Here is an 18662-nt window from a genome sequence, read left to right on the forward strand (position 1 = left end):
TACTGATATAGTTGTCGCTTGAGAGAGCGACAGACAAGACCTTTGAAAATTAAAGAAGACGAACCAAACGTGCAGGGTGGTTTATGGAAACATAAACCGTCAATGAACAAAAGAAATAAATCTGTCGGTGAACAGAATGAGTGAAGACTCAAACTATTAATGAGAGTTTGATCCTGGCTCAGGACGAACGCTGGCGGCGTGCCTAATACATGCAAGTAGAACGCTGAAGCTTGGTGCTTGCACCGAGCGGAGGAGTTGCGAACGGGTGAGTAACGCGTAGGTAACCTGCCTGGTAGCGGGGGATAACTATTGGAAACGATAGCTAATACCGCATAAGAGTGCTAACTGCATGGTAAGCATTTAAAAGATGCAATTGCATCACTACCAGATGGACCTGCGTTGTATTAGCTAGTTGGTGGGGTAACGGCTCACCAAGGCGACGATACATAGCCGACCTGAGAGGGTGATCGGCCACACTGGGACTGAGACACGGCCCAGACTCCTACGGGAGGCAGCAGTAGGGAATCTTCGGCAATGGGGGCAACCCTGACCGAGCAACGCCGCGTGAGTGAAGAAGGTTTTCGGATCGTAAAGCTCTGTTGTAAGAGAAGAACAGCGATGGGAGTGGAAAGTCCATTGTATGACGGTATCTTACCAGAAAGGGACGGCTAACTACGTGCCAGCAGCCGCGGTAATACGTAGGTCCCGAGCGTTGTCCGGATTTATTGGGCGTAAAGCGAGAGCAGGCGGTTTGATAAGTCAGAAGTAAAAGGCTGTGGCTCAACCATAGTATGCTTTTGAAACTGTCGAACTTGAGTGCAGAAGGGGGGAGTGGAATTCCATGTGTAGCGGTGAAATGCGTAGATATATGGAGGAACACCGGTGGCGAAAGCGGCTCTCTCTGTAACTGACGCTGAGTCTCGAAAGCGTGGGGAGCGAACAGGATTAGATACCCTGGTAGTCCACGCCGTAAACGATGAGTGCTAGGTGTTGGGTCCTTTCCGGGATTCAGTGCCGTAGCTAACGCATTAAGCACTCCGCCTGGGGAGTACGACCGCAAGGTTGAAACTCAAAGGAATTGACGGGGGCCCGCACAAGCGGTGGAGCATGTGGTTTAATTCGAAGCAACGCGAAGAACCTTACCAGGTCTTGACATCCCTCTGATCGCTCTAGAGATAGAGTTTTCCTTCGGGACAGAGGTGACAGGTGGTGCATGGTTGTCGTCAGCTCGTGTCGTGAGATGTTGGGTTAAGTCCCGCAACGAGCGCAACCCTTATTGTTAGTTGCCATCATTGAGTTGGGCACTCTAGCGAGACTGCCGGTAATAAACCGGAGGAAGGTGGGGATGACGTCAAATCATCATGCCCCTTATGACCTGGGCTACACACGTGCTACAATGGCTGGTACAACGAGTCGCAAGTCGGTGACGGCAAGCTAATCTCTTAAAGCCAGTCTCAGTTCGGATTGTAGGCTGCAACTCGCCTACATGAAGTCGGAATCGCTAGTAATCGCGGATCAGCACGCCGCGGTGAATACGTTCCCGGGCCTTGTACACACCGCCCGTCACACCACGAGAGTTTGTAACACCCGAAGTCGGTGAGGTAACCTTTTAGGAGCCAGCCGCCTAAGGTGGGATAGATGATTGGGGTGAAGTCGTAACAAGGTAGCCGTATCGGAAGGTGCGGCTGGATCACCTCCTTTCTAAGGAAACGGAACTCTGTACGTAGTCTTCTTTAATTTTGAGAGGTCTTGTGGGGCCTTAGCTCAGCTGGGAGAGCGCCTGCTTTGCACGCAGGAGGTCAGCGGTTCGATCCCGCTAGGCTCCATACAACTGGAAATAGTTGTAGAGATTTGCACATTGAAAATTGAATATCTATATCAAATAGTAACAAGAAAATAAACCGAAAACGCTGTGAATTAATGAGTTTTCTAATTTGAAAGAATTAGGTTAAAAATAAGGTTAAGTTAATAAGGGCGCACGGTGGATGCCTTGGCACTAGGAGCCGAAGAAGGACGTGACTAACGACGAAATGCCTTGGGGAGCTGTAAGTAAGCGATGATCCAGGGATGTCCGAATGGGGGAACCCAACATGTAATGCATGTTATCCATGACTGTTAAGGTCATGCGAAGGAAGACGCAGTGAACTGAAACATCTAAGTAGCTGCAGGAAGAGAAAGCAAAAGCGATTGCCTGAGTAGCGGCGAGCGAAACGGCAGGAGGGCAAACCGAAGAGTTTACTCTTCGGGGTTGTAGGACTGCAATGTGGACTCAGATTTTGTAGAAGAATCTACTGGGAAGTAGAGCCAAAGAGAGTAAAAGCCTCGTATTCGAAACAGAGTCTGTACCTAGCAGAATCCTGAGTACGGCGGGACACGCGAAATCCCGTCGGAATCTGGGAGGACCATCTCCCAACCCTAAATACTCCCTAGTGACCGATAGTGAACCAGTACCGTGAGGGAAAGGTGAAAAGGAGGGGAGTGAAATAGAACCTGAAACCGTGTGCCTACAACAAGTTCGAGCCCGTTAATGGGTGAGAGCGTGCCTTTTGTAGAATGAACCGGCGAGTTATGATATGATGCGAGGTTAAGTTGAAGAGACGGAGCCGTAGGGAAACCGAGTCTGAATAGGGCGAATTAGTATCATGTTATAGACCCGAAACCATGTGACCTACCCATGAGCAGGTTGAAGGTGCGGTAAAACGCACTGGAGGACCGAACCAGGGCACGTTGAAAAGTGCTTGGATGACTTGTGGGTAGCGGAGAAATTCCAAACGAACTTGGAGATAGCTGGTTCTCTCCGAAATAGCTTTAGGGCTAGCGTCGATGTTAAGTCTCTTGGAGGTAGAGCACTGTTTGGGTGAGGGGTCCATCTCGGATTACCAATCTCAGATAAACTCCGAATGCCAACGAGATATAATCGGCAGTCAGACTGCGAGTGCTAAGATCCGTAGTCGAAAGGGAAACAGCCCAGACCACCAGCTAAGGTCCCAAAATAATTGTTAAGTGGAAAAGGATGTGGGGTTGCACAGACAACTAGGATGTTAGCTTAGAAGCAGCTATTCATTCAAAGAGTGCGTAATAGCTCACTAGTCGAGTGACCCTGCGCCGAAAATGTACCGGGGCTAAAACAATTTACCGAAGCTGTGGATACCTAAATATAGGTATGGTAGGAGAGCGTTCTATGTGTGGCGAAGGTGTACCGTGAGGAGCGCTGGAACGCATAGAAGTGAGAATGCCGGTATGAGTAGCGAAAGATGGGTGAGAATCCCATCCACCGTAAGACTAAGGTTTCCAGGGGAAGGCTCGTCCGCCCTGGGTTAGTCGGGACCTAAGGAGAGACCGAAAGGTGTATCCGATGGCCAACAGGTTGATATTCCTGTACTAGAGTATGAAGTGATGGAGGGACGCAGTAGGCTAACTCAACCGGACGACTGGAAGAGTCCGGCCAAGCAGTAAGGCGTGGTATGAGTCAAATGCTTATACCTATAACGTTGAGCTGTGATGGGGAGCGAAGTATAGTAGCGAAGTGAGTGATGTCACACTGCCAAGAAAAGCTTCTAGCGATGTATCATACTCTACCCGTACCGCAAACCGACACAGGTAGTCGAGGCGAGTAGCCTCAGGTGAGCGAGAGAACTCTCGTTAAGGAACTCGGCAAAATGACCCCGTAACTTCGGGAGAAGGGGTGCTCAGTTAGACTGAGCCGCAGTGAATAGGCCCAAGCAACTGTTTATCAAAAACACAGCTCTCTGCTAAATCGTAAGATGATGTATAGGGGTGACGCCTGCCCGGTGCTGGAAGGTTAAGAGGAGGGTTTAGCGGTAACGCGAAGATCTGAATTGAAGCCCCAGTAAACGGCGGCCGTAACTATAACGGTCCTAAGGTAGCGAAATTCCTTGTCGGGTAAGTTCCGACCCGCACGAAAGGCGTAATGATTTGGGCACTGTCTCAACGAGAGACTCGGTGAAATTTTAGTACCTGTGAAGATGCAGGTTACCCGCGACAGGACGGAAAGACCCCATGGAGCTTTACTGCAGTTTGATATTGAGTGTCTGTACCACATGTACAGGATAGGTAGGAGCCTAAGAGATCGGGACGCCAGTTTCGATGGAGGCGTTGTTGGGATACTACCCTTGTGTTATGGCCACTCTAACCCGGATAGGTGATCCCTATCGGAGACAGTGTCTGACGGGCAGTTTGACTGGGGCGGTCGCCTCCTAAAAGGTAACGGAGGCGCCCAAAGGTTCCCTCAGATTGGTTGGAAATCAATCGTAGAGTGTAAAGGTATAAGGGAGCTTGACTGCGAGAGCAACAACTCGAGCAGGGACGAAAGTCGGGCTTAGTGATCCGGTGGTTCCGCATGGAAGGGCCATCGCTCAACGGATAAAAGCTACCCTGGGGATAACAGGCTTATCTCCCCCAAGAGTTCACATCGACGGGGAGGTTTGGCACCTCGATGTCGGCTCGTCGCATCCTGGGGCTGTAGTCGGTCCCAAGGGTTGGGCTGTTCGCCCATTAAAGCGGCACGCGAGCTGGGTTCAGAACGTCGTGAGACAGTTCGGTCCCTATCCGTCGCGGGCGTAGGAAATTTGAGAGGATCTGCTCCTAGTACGAGAGGACCAGAGTGGACTTACCGCTGGTGTACCAGTTGTCTCGCCAGAGGCATCGCTGGGTAGCTATGTAGGGAAGGGATAAACGCTGAAAGCATCTAAGTGTGAAACCCACCTCAAGATGAGATTTCCCATAACGTTCAGTTAGTAAGAGCCCTGAGAGAAGATCAGGTAGATAGGTTGGGAGTGGAAGTTGTGTGAGCAATGGAGCGGACCAATACTAATCGCTCGAGGACTTATCCAAAGAAAAAAAGATTCAACGAGCTTACAGCGTAAGGAAGACTTGTGACGAATTGATATGATATTCAATTTTGAGTGTGTAAATACTCAGAAGATAGTTAAGTGACGATAGCCTAGGAGATACACCTGTACCCATGCCGAACACAGTAGTTAAGCCCTAGAACGCCGGAAGTAGTTGGGGGTTGCCCCTGTGAGATATGGTAGTCGCTTAGCTAGAGAGGGAGTTTAGCTCAGCTGGGAGAGCATCTGCCTTACAAGCAGAGGGTCAGCGGTTCGATCCCGTTAACTCCCATACGTTTAGAACGTAGAAGGTCCCGTAGTGTAGCGGTTATCACGTCGCCCTGTCACGGCGAAGATCGCGGGTTCGATTCCCGTCGGGACCGTAGACTCGTTAGCTCAGTTGGTAGAGCATTTGACTTTTAATCAAAGGGTCGCTGGTTCGAGCCCAGCACGGGTCATTGCGGGTTTGGCGGAATTGGCAGACGCACCAGATTTAGGATCTGGCGCTTTCGGGCGTGGGGGTTCAAGTCCCTTAACCCGCATAAATAAGAAATAAGCCGGCTTAGCTCAGTTGGTAGAGCATCTGATTTGTAATCAGAGGGTCGCGTGTTCAAGTCATGTAGCCGGCATAGAGGGATAAATGCGAACGTAGTTCAGTGGTAGAACACCACCTTGCCAAGGTGGGGGTCGCGGGTTCGAATCCCGTCGTTCGCTTGAAGAGGCCGGGGTGGCGGAACTGGCAGACGCACAGGACTTAAAATCCTGCGGTGGTTAACACCGTACCGGTTCGATTCCGGTCCTCGGCATTCAAGATAGGCACCCTTAGCTCAACTGGATAGAGTACCTGACTACGAATCAGGCGGTTAGAGGTTCGACTCCTCTAGGGTGCATGGGCTCGCTTAATGGGTTTCATTAGGGGAGATTTATTTTTACAGTAGGTAATACGGGAAGTAGCTCAGCTTGGTAGAGTACTTGGTTTGGGACCAAGGGGTCGCAGGTTCGAATCCTGTCTTCCCGATTTATTTTTTTGGCGGTGTAGCTCAGCTGGCTAGAGCGTCCGGTTCATACCCGGGAGGTCGGGGGTTCGATCCCCTTCGCCGCTATTGTTTGTGCTGGACCTTTAGCTCAGCTGGTTAGAGCTCTCGGCTCATAACCGAGCGGTCGTAGGTTCAAGTCCTACAAGGTCCATTTTATAGTTTAAGGTAGAACTATGGTATATTGGAGGATTACCCAAGTCCGGCTGAAGGGAACGGTCTTGAAAACCGTCAGGCGTGTAAAAGCGTGCGTGGGTTCGAATCCCACATCCTCCTTTTAAATAATAGTATCGCGGGATGGAGCAGCTAGGTAGCTCGTCGGGCTCATAACCCGAAGGTCGTAGGTTCAAATCCTGCTCCCGCAATTTGATTGTGGATTTGGCTCGGTAGCTCAGTTGGTAGAGCAATGGATTGAAGCTCCATGTGTCGGCGGTTCGATTCCGTCTCGCGCCATAGTAATAAGCGGGTGTAGTTTAGTGGTAAAACTACAGCCTTCCAAGCTGTTATCGCGAGTTCGATTCTCGTCACCCGCTTTTGGATTCTTATCCAAATACCAAACAAGTGTTTGGGCGCGTAGCTCAGATGGTTAGAGCGCACGCCTGATAAGCGTGAGGTCGGTGGTTCGATTCCACTCGTGCCCATTTATAAGTGGAGAATTACTCAAGAGGCTGAAGAGGACGGTTTGCTAAATCGTTAGGTCGGGTAACTGGCGCAAGGGTTCGAATCCCTTATTCTCCGTTGTTAACGAGATTATCATTTGATATTCTCGTTTTATTGTATTGTAATACTCATTGAATTTCAAAAATATCTCTTTATCTATAACTATTTATTTTTACTCTAAGATAAAGCAAGTTAAGTGGGGGAAACATGATGCTTTTTCAGTAAGTGAAAAGGACAGTAATAAAAAAGTGGTAGGAAGCATCTAAGAAAGTTGCAAAGGCGCTAACTTTGATTTTCATTGAGTATAAATTAGTGTTGAGTATGGGTGAGGTTGGAAATGAATAAAATTTCTAAGTTAATTGTTGTTAGTTCTGTAATTTTAGTACTATCTTTATCTTTCTTATTCTTGACAGTTAATAAAAAAATGCAGATTCCTTACATATCAAGTATTATTCATTCGTCGATATCAACTGTTAATAATGCTATAGGGCGCCCCACGCAGTTTTTTTCTAAGCAAAAGGAATCAATTGCAGATTTGATTGCTGCCTATGATGAGAATAAAGAACTTAAAAAACAAAACATTGATTTAAAGAATCAATTAGCAGAAAAAGACAGCTTAGAAAAGGAAAATGAGAGCTTGCGCCAAAGTTTGTCCTTGGCTGGGACTTATGGAAATAAGCTCTTCATAACTGGTTTAGTATCTAGTCGAACTCCTACATCTTGGGCAAGTCGGTTGATGTTGGATATCGGTGCAAAAGATGGCGTTAAGGAAGGTATGCTTGTTGCTGCAAATGGTGCGTTGATTGGTCTAGTGGATAATGTCTATTCAAATGCGACAAATGTAAAGTTATTATCTAGTTCTGATCAATTTACAAAAATTCCTGTGAAGATTTTGGCGGGAACCTCCAATATTTATGGTGTATTAGTTGGTATGATACGGATAGTTCTACCTTTATTATCAATCAATTAAATAGTACGGAAACTATTCCTGAGGGAGTGGAGGTAGTGACAAGTGATTTAGCTGGGGATATGCCTTCAAATGTTCTTGTTGGGAAAGTTTCATCTGTAAAGACTAGTACAAGAGATCTTAGTCGGGAGCTGTATATCAAACCAGCAGCAAATTTTTCTAATATTTATTCTGTTTTGGTAGTTGGAGAGGAATAATGAAGAAGTACATTTTTTATTTCCTGCCGTTTTTGTTATTCTTGGCTTTTTTATTAGACGCCCAATTGTCTACTTTGTTAACAAATTTGGCACCAAAAGCGGTATCAATTACCAGTCATTTGCTATTGATAGTGGGAATTTTTGCAAGTCTGTATGTGACTGTTACGCCAATGATGGTTTTATATGTTATACTGGGCTTTGTATATGACATCTATTATTTTAATATTATTGGTTTATCTACAGCCTTGCTCCCTTTGACAGTTTACCTGGTTTATTACGTATATCAGAGTCTAGCTTTTAAACGAGTTACGAACTATATTTTGCTGTTGGTAATGGTCTTTACGTTCGAATTTGGAACTTTTTATTAGCTCGATTATTTCAAATTACAAATCTTTCTATGTTTATTTTTGTTTTTTATAATTTAGTGCCAAGCTTACTGTTTAACATTTTCCTATTGGTGATAATCCACCCGTTAATGGAAAAGATATTTGGGATTACGAATAAGACATAAAAATGTAACAATTGCGTAATATACTTACGCAATTTTTTTTGGTAAAATGAGATAGTCAGAAAGAATAGAGGAGTCTGAATTCGATATGAAGAAAAAATATTTAGCAACCTTGCTCGTAAGTACCATTATTTTAACAAATGCTGGAACAGTTGTAGCTGTTAAGGCAGATGATACAGATAGCAAAATTGCTGCTCAAGATAATAAAATTAAAGAAATTGCAAGTCAACAAGCCAGTGCACAAGCGCAGGTAGAAGCGTTACAATCAAAAGTAGATGCTATTCTTGCAGAACAAGCAAGTTTAAATGCTGAAAATGAGCGTTTACAGGCTGAGTCACAATCATTAAGTCAAGAGATTCAAAAATTGGCAGGTGATATTGTATCACGTGATGAGGCGTTAAAAAAACAAGCGCGTAGCGCTCAAACAGATGGTTCAGCAACTAGTTATATTAACACGATTTTAGATTCTAAATCAATTGTAGATGCTGTGTCTCGTATCAATGCAATGCGTGAAATTGTTTCTGCAAATAATCGTATGCTTGGACAACAAAAAGCGGATAAAGAAGCAATCGTTGAAAAACAAAAAGCGAATCAGGAAGCCATTAACGTTGTTGAAGCAAACTGGAAAAAATTAGATGATGCTTCACAAGAATTGAATACTCAGCAAGCAGCCTTGAAAGTAGCACAATTGAATCTGGCTGCAGAAAGAGCAACGGCAGAAGGTGAGAAGAATGCCCTTCTTGAGCAAAAAGCTGCAGCAGAAGCTGCTGCAAGAGAAGCTGCCGCAGCTCAAGCAGCTTACCAAGCTCGTCAAGCAGCTACCACTCAAATGCAACAACAGCCAGTTGCAACTTTATTGACAACTGGTGGAAATGTTGAGTCAACTGTTTCAGCTGCTCCAGCTACAGAAGCAGCAGCAGCTCCAGCTGCTGCAACTTATACTTATGATGCGAGCAATACATATCCAGTTGGTCAATGTACTTGGGGAGCAAAACAAGTAGCACCTTGGGTTGGGAACTATTGGGGAATGCAAACCAATGGTTGTATTCAGCAGCAGCAGCAGGTTTCCGTACAGGTTCTACTCCACAAGTTGGGGCTGTCGCAGTATGGACTGACGGGGCATTTGGACACGTTGCTGTCGTAACAGAAGTAAATGGTTCACAAATTCAAGTATTAGAATCAAACTACAACGGAAACCAATATGTTGGAAACTTCCGTGGATCATTTAATGCTGCATCTAGCGGTATTGCTGGTTATATTTACCCATAATAGAAATGAACTAAGACTTTGGAGAAATCCAAAGTTTTTTCGTGTAAGATTTTGATTTGATTTTGTTTGAAAATTGTCTTAAAAAGGTTTAAAATAGTAAAGTAGAAATAAATAGGAGGCTGTCATGGCGTTTTCTGACATAAAATTGTTCGCCCTTAATTCTAATCAAAAGTTAGCAGCTAAGGTAGCAGAGAAAATGGGGATTTCATTAGGAAAATCCACTGTTCGTCAATTTTCAGATGGTGAAATTCAAGTGAATATTGAGGAGTCTATTCGTGGGAGACATGTCTATATTCTTCAATCAACAAGTTCTCCAGTGAATGATCATTTAATGGAGATTTTAATTATGGTGGATGCATTAAAGCGTGCGTCTGCAGAGTCAGTAAATGTCGTTATTCCTTATTATGGGTATGCACGTCAGGATCGGAAAGCACGTGCGCGCGAGCCAATTACCTCTAAATTGGTCGCAAATATGTTAGAAATTGCTGGTGTAGATCGGTTGCTAACCATCGATTTGCACGCTGCACAGATTCAAGGTTTCTTTGATATTCCTGTGGATCATTTGATGGGAGCTCCATTGATTGCAGATTACTTTGAGCGTCGTGGTATGGTTGGAGAAGGATATGTCGTCGTATCTCCTGATCACGGGGGAGTGACACGTGCGCGCAAACTAGCACAATTCTTGAAAACTCCGATTGCGATTATTGATAAACGTCGCAGTGTTGATAAGATGAATACATCAGAAGTGATGAATATTATCGGAAATATTGAAGGTAAAACTTGTATTTTGATTGATGATATGATTGACACAGCTGGAACAATTTGTCATGCTGCTGATGCCTTGGCGGAAGCTGGTGCGGTAGAAGTATACGCTTCTTGTACGCATCCGGTCTTGTCTGGACCTGCTATGGAAAATATTCAAAACTCTGCGATTAAGAAGTTGGTTGTCCTTGATACGATCGAAATTCCTGAAGAGCGTTTGATTGATAAGATTGAACGAATTTCGACAGCGGACTTATTAGCTGAGGCCATTATTCGGATTCATGAAAAACGTCCATTGTCCCCATTATTTGAAAATAATTAGAATGAGCAGACTTAGAAGGTTGGAACATCTGTTTCAGCCTTTTATTCATGTAGTAGATTTTGCCTCAGGTAGAAATAGTGGTATAATGTGATGTATAGTCAAAAAATGAATGATATAGCACTGGAGAGAGAGGTAGTATATGGATTTACGTCATCGTTTTAATCAGAATTTGAACCGGATTGAGGTCTCTATGATTCGGCAGTTTGATCAAGCTATTTCAGATATTCCTGGTATTTTAAAATTAACACTGGGGGAGCCTGATTTTACAACGCCTGATCATGTTAAGGAAGCAGCGAAGGCTGCCATTGATGCTAACCAGAGTCATTACACAGGTATGGCTGGGTTATTGGAGTTACGGCAGGCAGCAGCAGAATTTGTAGCAGAAAAATACAATCTGTCCTACAATCCTATGAATGAAATTTTGGTTACAATTGGTGCGACGGAAGCCTTATCTGCTAGTTTAGTAGCTATCTTGGAACCTGGAGATAAGGTACTGCTTCCAGCACCTGCTTATCCAGGTTATGAGCCGATTGTGAATATGGTAGGCGCAGATATTGTTGAGATTGATACGACCGAAAATGACTTTGTCTTAACACCTGAGATGTTAGAGAAAGCCATTATTGAGCAAGGAGAGAAACTCAAGGCAGTGATTCTTAATTATCCTGCGAATCCGACAGGGGTAACCTATTCTCGGAAACAAATTCAGGCTTTTGCAGAAGTCTTGAAGAAATATCCTATCTTTGTCTTGTCTGATGAGGTTTATGCAGAATTGACCTATACAGGAGAGCCCCATGTGTCGATTGCAGAATTCTTACCTGAGCAGACGATTTTGATTCAAGGCTTGTCTAAATCGCATGCCATGACTGGCTGGCGGATTGGGCTCATTATGTCGTGTGCGGAGATTGTTGCACAGGTGATTAAAAGTCATCAATACTTGGTGACAGCTGCTGCGACAGCTATGCAATACGGCGCCTTAGAAGCCTTGAAAAATGGAAAAGATGATGCGCTTCCGATGCGTCATGAATATGTCAAACGCAGGGATTATCTGATTGAAAAAATGACAGAGCTTGGATTTGGGATTATCAAACCAGAAGGGGCTTTTTATATCTTTGCTAAGATTCCTGACGGATATCCTCAAGATTCCTTTAGCTTCTTGCAAGAATTTGCTCGAAAAAAAGCAGTTGCCTTTATTCCAGGTGCAGCCTTTGGTCAGTATGGAGAGGGCTATATTCGGATTTCCTATGCGGCAAGTATGGAGACCATTGAGCAAGCAATGGTCCGGTTGAAAGAATTTATGGCAGAATATGGAACGGATTGAAACAAGGGGAATCGTTCTGTATAATCGGGACTTTCGTGAGGCAGATAAATTGGTCAAAATCTTTACGGAACAAGCTGGGAAACGAATGTTTTTCGTGAAACATGTAGCTAAGTCCAAGTTAACAGCTGCGATTCAGCCCTTGACTTATGCAGACTTTATTATAAAAATCAACGATGATGGTTTGAGCTATATCGAAGATTTTCATCAGGTTCAACCTTTTCGGCAACTGAATGAGGATATTTTTCGGCTAAGTTATGCAACCTATATTTTGGCCTTGGCAGATGCATGTTTGCAGGACAAGATGCACGATGCGGCTTTATTTGCTTTTTTGGTCAAAACCTTGGAGTTAATGGAGTCGGGCCTGGATTATGAAATTTTAACCAATATTTTTGAGATTCAGTTGTTGAGTCGATTTGGGGTTTCCTTGAATGTTCATGAGTGTGCTTTTTGCCACCGTGTAGGCCTTCCCTTTGATTATTCGTATCAATATTCGGGAGTTTTATGCCCGCAGCATTATCACGAAGATGAGAGGCGTCTACATTTAGATCCCAATGTGCTCTATCTGATTGATCAATTTCAAGCAATTTCGTTTGAGGAATTGGAGCGAATTTCAGTCAAGGATGAGATGAAGCAAAAGTTGCGCCTATTTATTGATCAGCTCTATGATGAGTATGTAGGGATTCACCTAAAATCGAAGAAATTTATTGATGATCTGTCTTCTTGGGGGCAGTTACTGAAAAAGGGAGATAAGTAATCTGGGTTGAGAATGGATTTTCAACCCAGATTTGCTTATTATGACTTCGAGCCAGTTTTTCTCGAAGAGAAAAAAAGAAAACCACCAGCTATGCTGGTGGCTGACAAGGCTTTGAGCTTCCATTTCTTTTTCCTGTTATAATCTAATTGTTCAGGTTAGATAAAAGGAGGAAAAAGAAATGGCTAAAACCAGTTACAGTTTATCACATACTAAATGGATGTGCAAATATCATATAGTTTTCACACCGAAGTATCGCAGAAAATCCATTTACTACAAAATTAGACAGGATTTAATTGCTATCTTCCGTCATCTATGTCAATACAAAGGTGTTGAAATCATTGAGGGACACATGATGTCAGATCATGTTCATATGTTAGTTCTCATTCCTCCAAAACTTGCGATTTCTGATTTTATGGGCTATCTGAAAAGTAAAAGTGCCTTAATGATATTTGATAAACATGCGAATTAAAAATATAAGTATGGAAATCGCAAGTTTTGGGCAAGAGGCTATTACGTCAGTACGGTAGGATTAAACGAGAAAACTGTTGCGAAGTATATCCGTGAGCAGGAAAAGACTGACATCGCTCTTGATTCTTGAGTGTTAAAGAGTATGAAGATCCATTTTCAGATGGAGGTTTTAGAACAAGATAAAAGCCCGTTGTGACTAGCATTAGTCAAGTAATAGAAGCTAACCTGAACGAAGTTCAGCGAGCGTCTTTAGACGCCCGCTGGAGGGAAACGGCTTATAGCCGGTGTACAAGCCACCCGTTTTCACGGGTGGTTATGACTTTTTTATAATTTTTTCGAATAACAAAAGTGAAGAACTCTTCTTCAAAGTTATAAAATAACGTGGAAGTATTATTTGTGATTACGATGCTATCTAATGCGATGCAAGTATACGCATTAGAATTGGAAAAAAAGTATGAGGAAGTTATTGAAAATAGATGAGGCTGGGTGATAGTCGCACTAGTCGTTTTAGCCGCAGTTGGTCTGTATGCTTGGTACTGCACTAGCAGGGGAAAAAGTTTTGCATTTAATATAAAATTTAATTGACCTAAATCGGGTGAGATGGGAATAGCATGTCATTAACGAATCGTTTCACAAAGGAGCTAGGCTCAAGCCTAGCTTCTTTAATCAGATTTAGTAAAAAGATATTGACGCAGTGATTGACACGATATAAGTTCAAAGATAGGTTTAATCAATTATCTGGGGAGTCAGGGGAATGACTATTGGTAGCCGATCTGAGGAATCAGAGAGTGTGCTCTCTTTTTAATGGATGCGAGTTTTTTCTCGCTCCCTATTTTACTAGAAGGAGAATAAATGTTATCTGTTAGAAATATTATAAAACAAGTAGGGCAACAAAAAATTCTTAATGATGTAAGTATTGACTTCGGAAGAAATGGTGTTTATATTATTGTAGGAACGAATGGTTGTGGAAAAACAACGTTCATGAATATAGTGAATAATATGCTGCTAGTAGACAAAGGAACTATAGTATGCGAAAAGTTCCCTGTTGGTTCAAAAAACTATAAAGATTCTATATTTTATATTCCTTCAGATTTTTATTTACCGGAATATTTAACAGGTGATGAATATTTACAATTTGTATTGCAGCACTATTCTACATCAAGCTTTGATAAAGTAGAATTTCTATTTTCATTATTTGATTTATCGGAAGAAAGAGATAAACTGTTGGAGAATTATTCATTTGGGATGAAGAAAAAAATTCAAATAATAGCTGCTATCTTGTCAAATACTCCTTATATATTTGCAGACGAGTTGTTTAGCGGACTAGATTTTGATACAGTTATTCTATTACAGGAGCTATTACAGCAATTAGAAAAAGAGCGGTGTTTTGTATTGGTATCACATGATTTGAATGTATTGACCCATTTTCCCAATAAAATTTATATTATGTCAAATGGGAATCTTACCCATTTTACGAGTTCGGTGGATAAAATTAGTGAAGCAATAAAAGAAGTGGGAGATTTGCATGTTAAATTACAGAACATACAGAAATATTTTGTTTCTGCTTAAATTTTATTTCCGAGATTCTTTCCAAGGGGTATTGAGAAGACGTTTCTTTCAAAAAAAGATTAATAGGTAGCTATTTTTTGTAGGTAGTGTCATCATTTATGGGATTTATTTTTATTTAAATGCTGTGGAAACAGTCCATTTAGCTCAGGTTGGAGTGATTTCCAAAGAAGAGTTGAATAAACTAATCTCCTTGTCTGTTGGAAGCTATAATAATCTGGCTATTGTGTTTGCATTTCTTATATTTTTACTTACTAATGCGACACTTCAATTAAAAAGTAGTGCACTTTTTTTTTGCTAAAACACTGCCCTTTACAGAAAAGGAGGTGCATGTATCTTTAAAATTATTTAAAGTCATCGTGGCTCTTTCTTTATATGAAGTATTCTTTATTATTTTAATACCAGGTCTTAGTATACTGCGGTCGCCAGTTATATCCACTGTATTATTTGTATCTTGCCATATTATCTTTTTAGCGACCTATCTATTATTAAATTACCTATACCTAGTTATTTTAAAAATCCCTAGAATACCAATTAAGTATTTGCATTCGAGTGTGACAATTCTTTACTTTTTACTAGCTCTCATTTATGGATATGTAGTGCGGTTCAAAGTAGAGTATTATTTAGTTACATTAATTTCTAAACCACTTGTATTGTCAATTTTCTTTTTTGTGGTAGGATTTGTCACTCTATTAGGATTGTTGATAATGGATAAAGATGTATATGGGTCGGTATTTTTGATTAGAAGATTTATCAGAATCCCTTTGCCATCAATGTTGCCAATTGGTTTTAGAAGTGTATTATTATCTATTGTTCGGACAAAGTTATTTGTGTTTTCTATCGTTTTTATAGGATTTGTATCGATTTATTCCGTTATGGTTGGTCATCTGTCGATAATGGCCTATAATTTGTTAGATTTTTGGCCCTTGCTAGGGATAGTCTTTATTCACTATGCTGATTCTACCCAACAGCAGAGACGTTTGTATTACCATATGAATAGATCAACTAGTGTAGAGCTAATTCAGTTGATATGTGCTATTGGGTTGTTTCAATTGCCAGTACTACTATTAAATCTATATATCAATCAAACGCTTGTTCAGTTCATACATGCTTATGCTATTAGTTGCATATCTATTTTTATTGGTTTTTTATTTCCAAGGTCAAGTGGAAGTACAAATGAAACAGTTGCGACAGTTTTATTATGTTTGGCTATACTCTTACTTTATATAGCGACTCGATTTCCAGTGATATTAGTGTTAGTTACGCTTTATTTATGCTGTGTGATAACGTTTATGATTAAGAAAGAAACGGAGATTCAATTTTGAAACAATTTTTACAACAATATACCTATGCTACTTTGGTTTGGTTAGTCCTATTTATCGTCGATTTTGGTATTGAACTTTTTCAAATAGTGAATGAAACAAGAGTAACAATGATGGGTCTGGTTATAAAAAATGTAGATACACCAGAGGTATTATACAATCTATTTTCAATCCACTCTCGTTTGTATTATATATACGTAGTATTTATTTGCTTATGGCTAACTTGTTATGCTTTTTTCTATAAGAAAAAGGGATAATAGTATGATTTTTGTTTATTTTTGCGTGGCACTAACTAGTATTATTGTCCTGCATGAGTTTATTCATTGGATAACAGCACGGTTGTTAGGCTATAAAACAATAATAAGATGGAGAATAGCTAGTATAGCTATCGTTTACGAGAATAGAAAAAACGATTTTCATCATCTTATTATTGCTTGCTCGGCTCCGCTCATTCTTTTTTTAATAGGGATAATTGCACCAGCTGATAATACATTACAGTTTATCGTGAAATTTTTTTGTCTTATGAATATTATCAATTTCTTTCCGATAACCAATGACGGAGAAGTTATACTATTGTCGTTGATAAATATAATAAAGAAAGGGGACCCTCTATTGTTAAGGAAGTATTTACTGATTGTTTTGGGCATACCAGCTATTACTCTTGGAGTCATATGGCTATTTGTAGTTCGAAATTCTACACCTGTTGTAGACTATAATGAAAATGCTATTGAATTTATTCACCAATCCTCAAATACTGTTATTTCTAAAATACAGCAGAAAGAAGCAGGAATTTATTATTTTGGATTTGCATCATGTCCTTGGTGCCAAGAGTTACTGCCTTTGCTAATAGAAGAGTTGAATGCAGAAGATGTACAGGCTTATTTAATCAATACAAAATCTTCTGAGTTTACAGAGCAAAATCGACAGGAGCTAACGGATATTTATTTAACCTATCTAAAAGGTGATCGGTTATATGTACCATTTCTAGTATCTATAAATAGTAAGGGGGACGTGAGAACGCATATGGGAACAGTGTCTGGTCATAATGCAAAGACTAAAGCCTTGTCAGAAGAGCAAAAGGAGGAGCTTAGAAAGTTACTTGTTGATTTTATAAATCATTCACAAACCTAGTGTGGTATTCAAATGAAAAAGGGTGTCTTTCGTGGTATAATAGGGAGTAACTTTTTCAGGAGGAATCAAGATGAAACGGATTGCGGTTGATGCAATGGGTGGAGATCATGCTCCGCAGGCTATTGTAGAAGGAGTAAATCAAGCCATTGCTGCTTTTTCAGATATTGACATTCAATTGTATGGTGATGAGGCGAAAATTAAGCCTCTCTTAAAGAGTATGGATCGAGTATCGATTATTCATACAGAAGAAAAAATTGAATCAAATGATGAGCCGGTCAAGGCCATTCGCCGGAAGAAAAATGCTTCCATGGTGCTTGCGACAAAGGCTGTGAAGACAGGGGAAGCCGATGCGGTTATTTCTGCTGGAAACACGGGTGCCCTCCTTGCTGCGGGTGTATTTGTGGTTGGTCGTTTGAAACAGATTGACCGCCCTGGTCTATTGTCAACCTTACCAACAATGGATGGAAAAGGCTTTGATATGATGGATTTGGGAGCAAATGCAGAAAATACAGCTCATCATTTACATCAGTATGCGATTTTAGGGTCTTTCTATGCTCAATATGTACGAGGAATCGCTCGTCCACGGGTGGCCTTACTAAACAATGGGACGGAAGAATCAAAAGGGACTCCTGTTCATAAAGAAGCTTATGACTTGCTATCACAGGATGAAAGTATTCATTTTATCGGTAATGTTGAGGCGCGTGAATTGCTAAATGGTGTTGCAGATGTGGTTGTTACCGATGGTTTCACGGGAAACGCTGTCCTAAAAACGATTGAAGGAACGGCAAAAAGCATTCTCAGTCAATTAAACTCAGCGATCAAAAATGGTGGCTTACTTGCTAAGATAGGTGGCTTGCTCTTGAAGCCAACGTTGAAATCAGCCTTAGGGGCTTTGGACTATAAAAAAGCTGGTGGAGCGGTACTGCTAGGCTTGAAAGCTCCTGTTATTAAAGCCCATGGTTCAAGTGATGCGGCAGTAATTTACTATACGATTCGTCAAACGAGAACGATGTTAGAGGCTGGAATTGTCCAAAAATCAGTAGAGCGTTTTTCACATGAGGAGGAGACGAGTGACTAAAGAAGAAATTTATCAGAGAATGGAAGAAATTCTGATAGAAGAAAAAGGTGAAGGCCTTGAGCTTCGTCCTGATTTAATGGTTACTGAGGAGTTAGCAGAAGATTCTGTTGAAGTTATGGAGCTTGTGTTGACCTTGGAAGATGAGTTTCAGATTACTATTCCAGATGAAGCCATTGAAGGATTTGAGACGCTGGCAGATATTGTTGATTATATTGAACAGCGAGTGGATTAATAAGCATAGTGAATTGAATAAAGGTTAGGACATCATTTAGTCGCTTTGCTTCAACAGTCCGGTGGACTGTTGAAGGTTGGAAATAGGGATTATGGAGTAATCCTCAATTAATGCCAGTTCTATCTGCAGCCCTTCTCCTTGTCCTATTCCTTTCTCAGTCTACTATATATTTATTTACAAAAACAAATAAAACGTTCGCCTTTTGGCGTTCTTTTTTTTGTTTT

The 18662-nt window shown here is 41.6% G+C and carries 10 protein-coding genes, 18 tRNA genes, 3 rRNA genes and 2 pseudogenes; all 33 read left to right on the plus strand.

Annotated elements, in window-relative coordinates:
* Nucleotides 1–155 precede the first annotated feature (155 nt).
* The 33 genes and pseudogenes from A4H00_RS03985 to A4H00_RS04150 all read left to right on the plus strand — a co-directional run bounded on the left by A4H00_RS03985 (nt 156) and on the right by A4H00_RS04150 (nt 18438).
* A 16S ribosomal RNA gene (locus tag A4H00_RS03985) occupies nt 156–1701 on the plus strand.
* A gap of 52 nt (nt 1702–1753) precedes the next feature.
* Nucleotides 1754–1826, plus strand: a tRNA-Ala gene (locus A4H00_RS03990).
* A 132-nt stretch (nt 1827–1958) separates the two neighbouring features.
* Nucleotides 1959–4854: ribosomal RNA gene (locus tag A4H00_RS03995) — 23S ribosomal RNA — on the plus strand.
* A gap of 94 nt (nt 4855–4948) precedes the next feature.
* Nucleotides 4949–5063: ribosomal RNA gene (rrf, locus tag A4H00_RS04000) — 5S ribosomal RNA — on the plus strand.
* The 16S, 23S and 5S rRNA genes sit together here with 18 tRNA genes alongside, the layout of an rRNA operon.
* A gap of 6 nt (nt 5064–5069) precedes the next feature.
* Nucleotides 5070–5142: transfer RNA gene (locus A4H00_RS04005), tRNA-Val, on the plus strand.
* 18 nt (nt 5143–5160) lie between these two features.
* Nucleotides 5161–5233 (plus strand) — tRNA-Asp (locus A4H00_RS04010).
* Between the two features lie 2 nt (nt 5234–5235).
* Nucleotides 5236–5308, plus strand: a tRNA-Lys gene (locus A4H00_RS04015).
* Nucleotides 5309–5310: 2 nt separating this feature from the next.
* Nucleotides 5311–5392: transfer RNA gene (locus A4H00_RS04020), tRNA-Leu, on the plus strand.
* Between the two features lie 14 nt (nt 5393–5406).
* A tRNA-Thr gene (locus tag A4H00_RS04025) sits at nt 5407–5479 on the plus strand.
* Nucleotides 5480–5492: 13 nt separating this feature from the next.
* Nucleotides 5493–5564: transfer RNA gene (locus A4H00_RS04030), tRNA-Gly, on the plus strand.
* A 7-nt stretch (nt 5565–5571) separates the two neighbouring features.
* Nucleotides 5572–5656, plus strand: a tRNA-Leu gene (locus A4H00_RS04035).
* A gap of 10 nt (nt 5657–5666) precedes the next feature.
* Nucleotides 5667–5740: transfer RNA gene (locus tag A4H00_RS04040), tRNA-Arg, on the plus strand.
* 54 nt (nt 5741–5794) lie between these two features.
* Nucleotides 5795–5868, plus strand: a tRNA-Pro gene (locus A4H00_RS04045).
* An 11-nt stretch (nt 5869–5879) separates the two neighbouring features.
* Nucleotides 5880–5953, plus strand: a tRNA-Met gene (locus A4H00_RS04050).
* Nucleotides 5954–5964: 11 nt separating this feature from the next.
* Nucleotides 5965–6038 (plus strand) — tRNA-Ile (locus A4H00_RS04055).
* Nucleotides 6039–6070: 32 nt separating this feature from the next.
* A tRNA-Ser gene (locus A4H00_RS04060) sits at nt 6071–6160 on the plus strand.
* Between the two features lie 15 nt (nt 6161–6175).
* Nucleotides 6176–6249 (plus strand) — tRNA-Met (locus A4H00_RS04065).
* Nucleotides 6250–6264: 15 nt separating this feature from the next.
* Nucleotides 6265–6337, plus strand: a tRNA-Phe gene (locus A4H00_RS04070).
* A gap of 9 nt (nt 6338–6346) precedes the next feature.
* Nucleotides 6347–6417 (plus strand) — tRNA-Gly (locus tag A4H00_RS04075).
* Nucleotides 6418–6451: 34 nt separating this feature from the next.
* Nucleotides 6452–6525: transfer RNA gene (locus A4H00_RS04080), tRNA-Ile, on the plus strand.
* 9 nt (nt 6526–6534) lie between these two features.
* Nucleotides 6535–6622, plus strand: a tRNA-Ser gene (locus A4H00_RS04085).
* 259 nt (nt 6623–6881) lie between these two features.
* The gene (locus tag A4H00_RS12340; protein WP_067087548.1) at nt 6882–7514 is read left to right on the plus strand and encodes a rod shape-determining protein MreC; all 633 of its coding nucleotides are present in this window, start codon (nt 6882–6884) and stop codon (nt 7512–7514) included.
* Nucleotides 7515–7540: 26 nt separating this feature from the next.
* Nucleotides 7541–7708 carry a rod shape-determining protein MreC gene (locus A4H00_RS12345; protein ID WP_335339458.1) on the plus strand — a complete coding sequence of 56 codons (168 nt, stop codon included), beginning with the start codon at nt 7541–7543 and terminating at the stop codon, nt 7706–7708.
* Nucleotides 7708–8076, plus strand: coding sequence for a rod shape-determining protein MreD (mreD, locus tag A4H00_RS04095; RefSeq protein ID WP_067087550.1), 369 nt, complete (start codon nt 7708–7710; stop codon nt 8074–8076). Before A4H00_RS12345 ends, mreD begins: the two co-directional genes overlap by 1 nt.
* 228 nt (nt 8077–8304) lie before the next feature.
* Nucleotides 8305–9485, plus strand: a pseudogene (pcsB, locus tag A4H00_RS04100) (peptidoglycan hydrolase PcsB).
* 124 nt (nt 9486–9609) lie between these two features.
* Entirely contained in the window at nt 9610–10569 is a 960-nt protein-coding gene (locus tag A4H00_RS04105) for a ribose-phosphate diphosphokinase (RefSeq protein ID WP_067087552.1), read from the plus strand.
* 139 nt (nt 10570–10708) lie between these two features.
* Nucleotides 10709–11887, plus strand: coding sequence for a pyridoxal phosphate-dependent aminotransferase (locus tag A4H00_RS04110; protein WP_067087554.1), 1179 nt, complete (start codon nt 10709–10711; stop codon nt 11885–11887).
* Nucleotides 11874–12641, plus strand: coding sequence for a DNA repair protein RecO (gene recO, locus A4H00_RS04115; protein WP_067087556.1), 768 nt, complete (start codon nt 11874–11876; stop codon nt 12639–12641). Before A4H00_RS04110 ends, recO begins: the two co-directional genes overlap by 14 nt.
* 178 nt (nt 12642–12819) lie before the next feature.
* Nucleotides 12820–13292: pseudogene (gene tnpA / locus A4H00_RS04120) on the plus strand (IS200/IS605 family transposase).
* Nucleotides 13293–13961: 669 nt separating this feature from the next.
* Nucleotides 13962–14678: an ATP-binding cassette domain-containing protein gene (locus A4H00_RS04125; RefSeq protein WP_067087558.1), complete on the plus strand. Its 717-nt coding sequence runs from the start codon at nt 13962–13964 to the stop codon at nt 14676–14678.
* Between the two features lie 1580 nt (nt 14679–16258).
* Nucleotides 16259–17128: a zinc metalloprotease gene (locus A4H00_RS04140; RefSeq protein WP_067087564.1), complete on the plus strand. Its 870-nt coding sequence runs from the start codon at nt 16259–16261 to the stop codon at nt 17126–17128.
* 70 nt (nt 17129–17198) lie between these two features.
* Nucleotides 17199–18206, plus strand: coding sequence for a phosphate acyltransferase PlsX (gene plsX, locus A4H00_RS04145; protein WP_067087565.1), 1008 nt, complete (start codon nt 17199–17201; stop codon nt 18204–18206).
* Nucleotides 18199–18438: a phosphopantetheine-binding protein gene (locus A4H00_RS04150; protein WP_067087567.1), complete on the plus strand. Its 240-nt coding sequence runs from the start codon at nt 18199–18201 to the stop codon at nt 18436–18438. Before plsX ends, A4H00_RS04150 begins: the two co-directional genes overlap by 8 nt.
* Nucleotides 18439–18662: the final 224 nt, after the last annotated feature.

It is taken from the genome of Streptococcus marmotae, assembly GCF_001623565.1.
GTDB classification, from domain to species: Bacteria; Bacillota; Bacilli; order Lactobacillales; family Streptococcaceae; genus Streptococcus; species Streptococcus marmotae.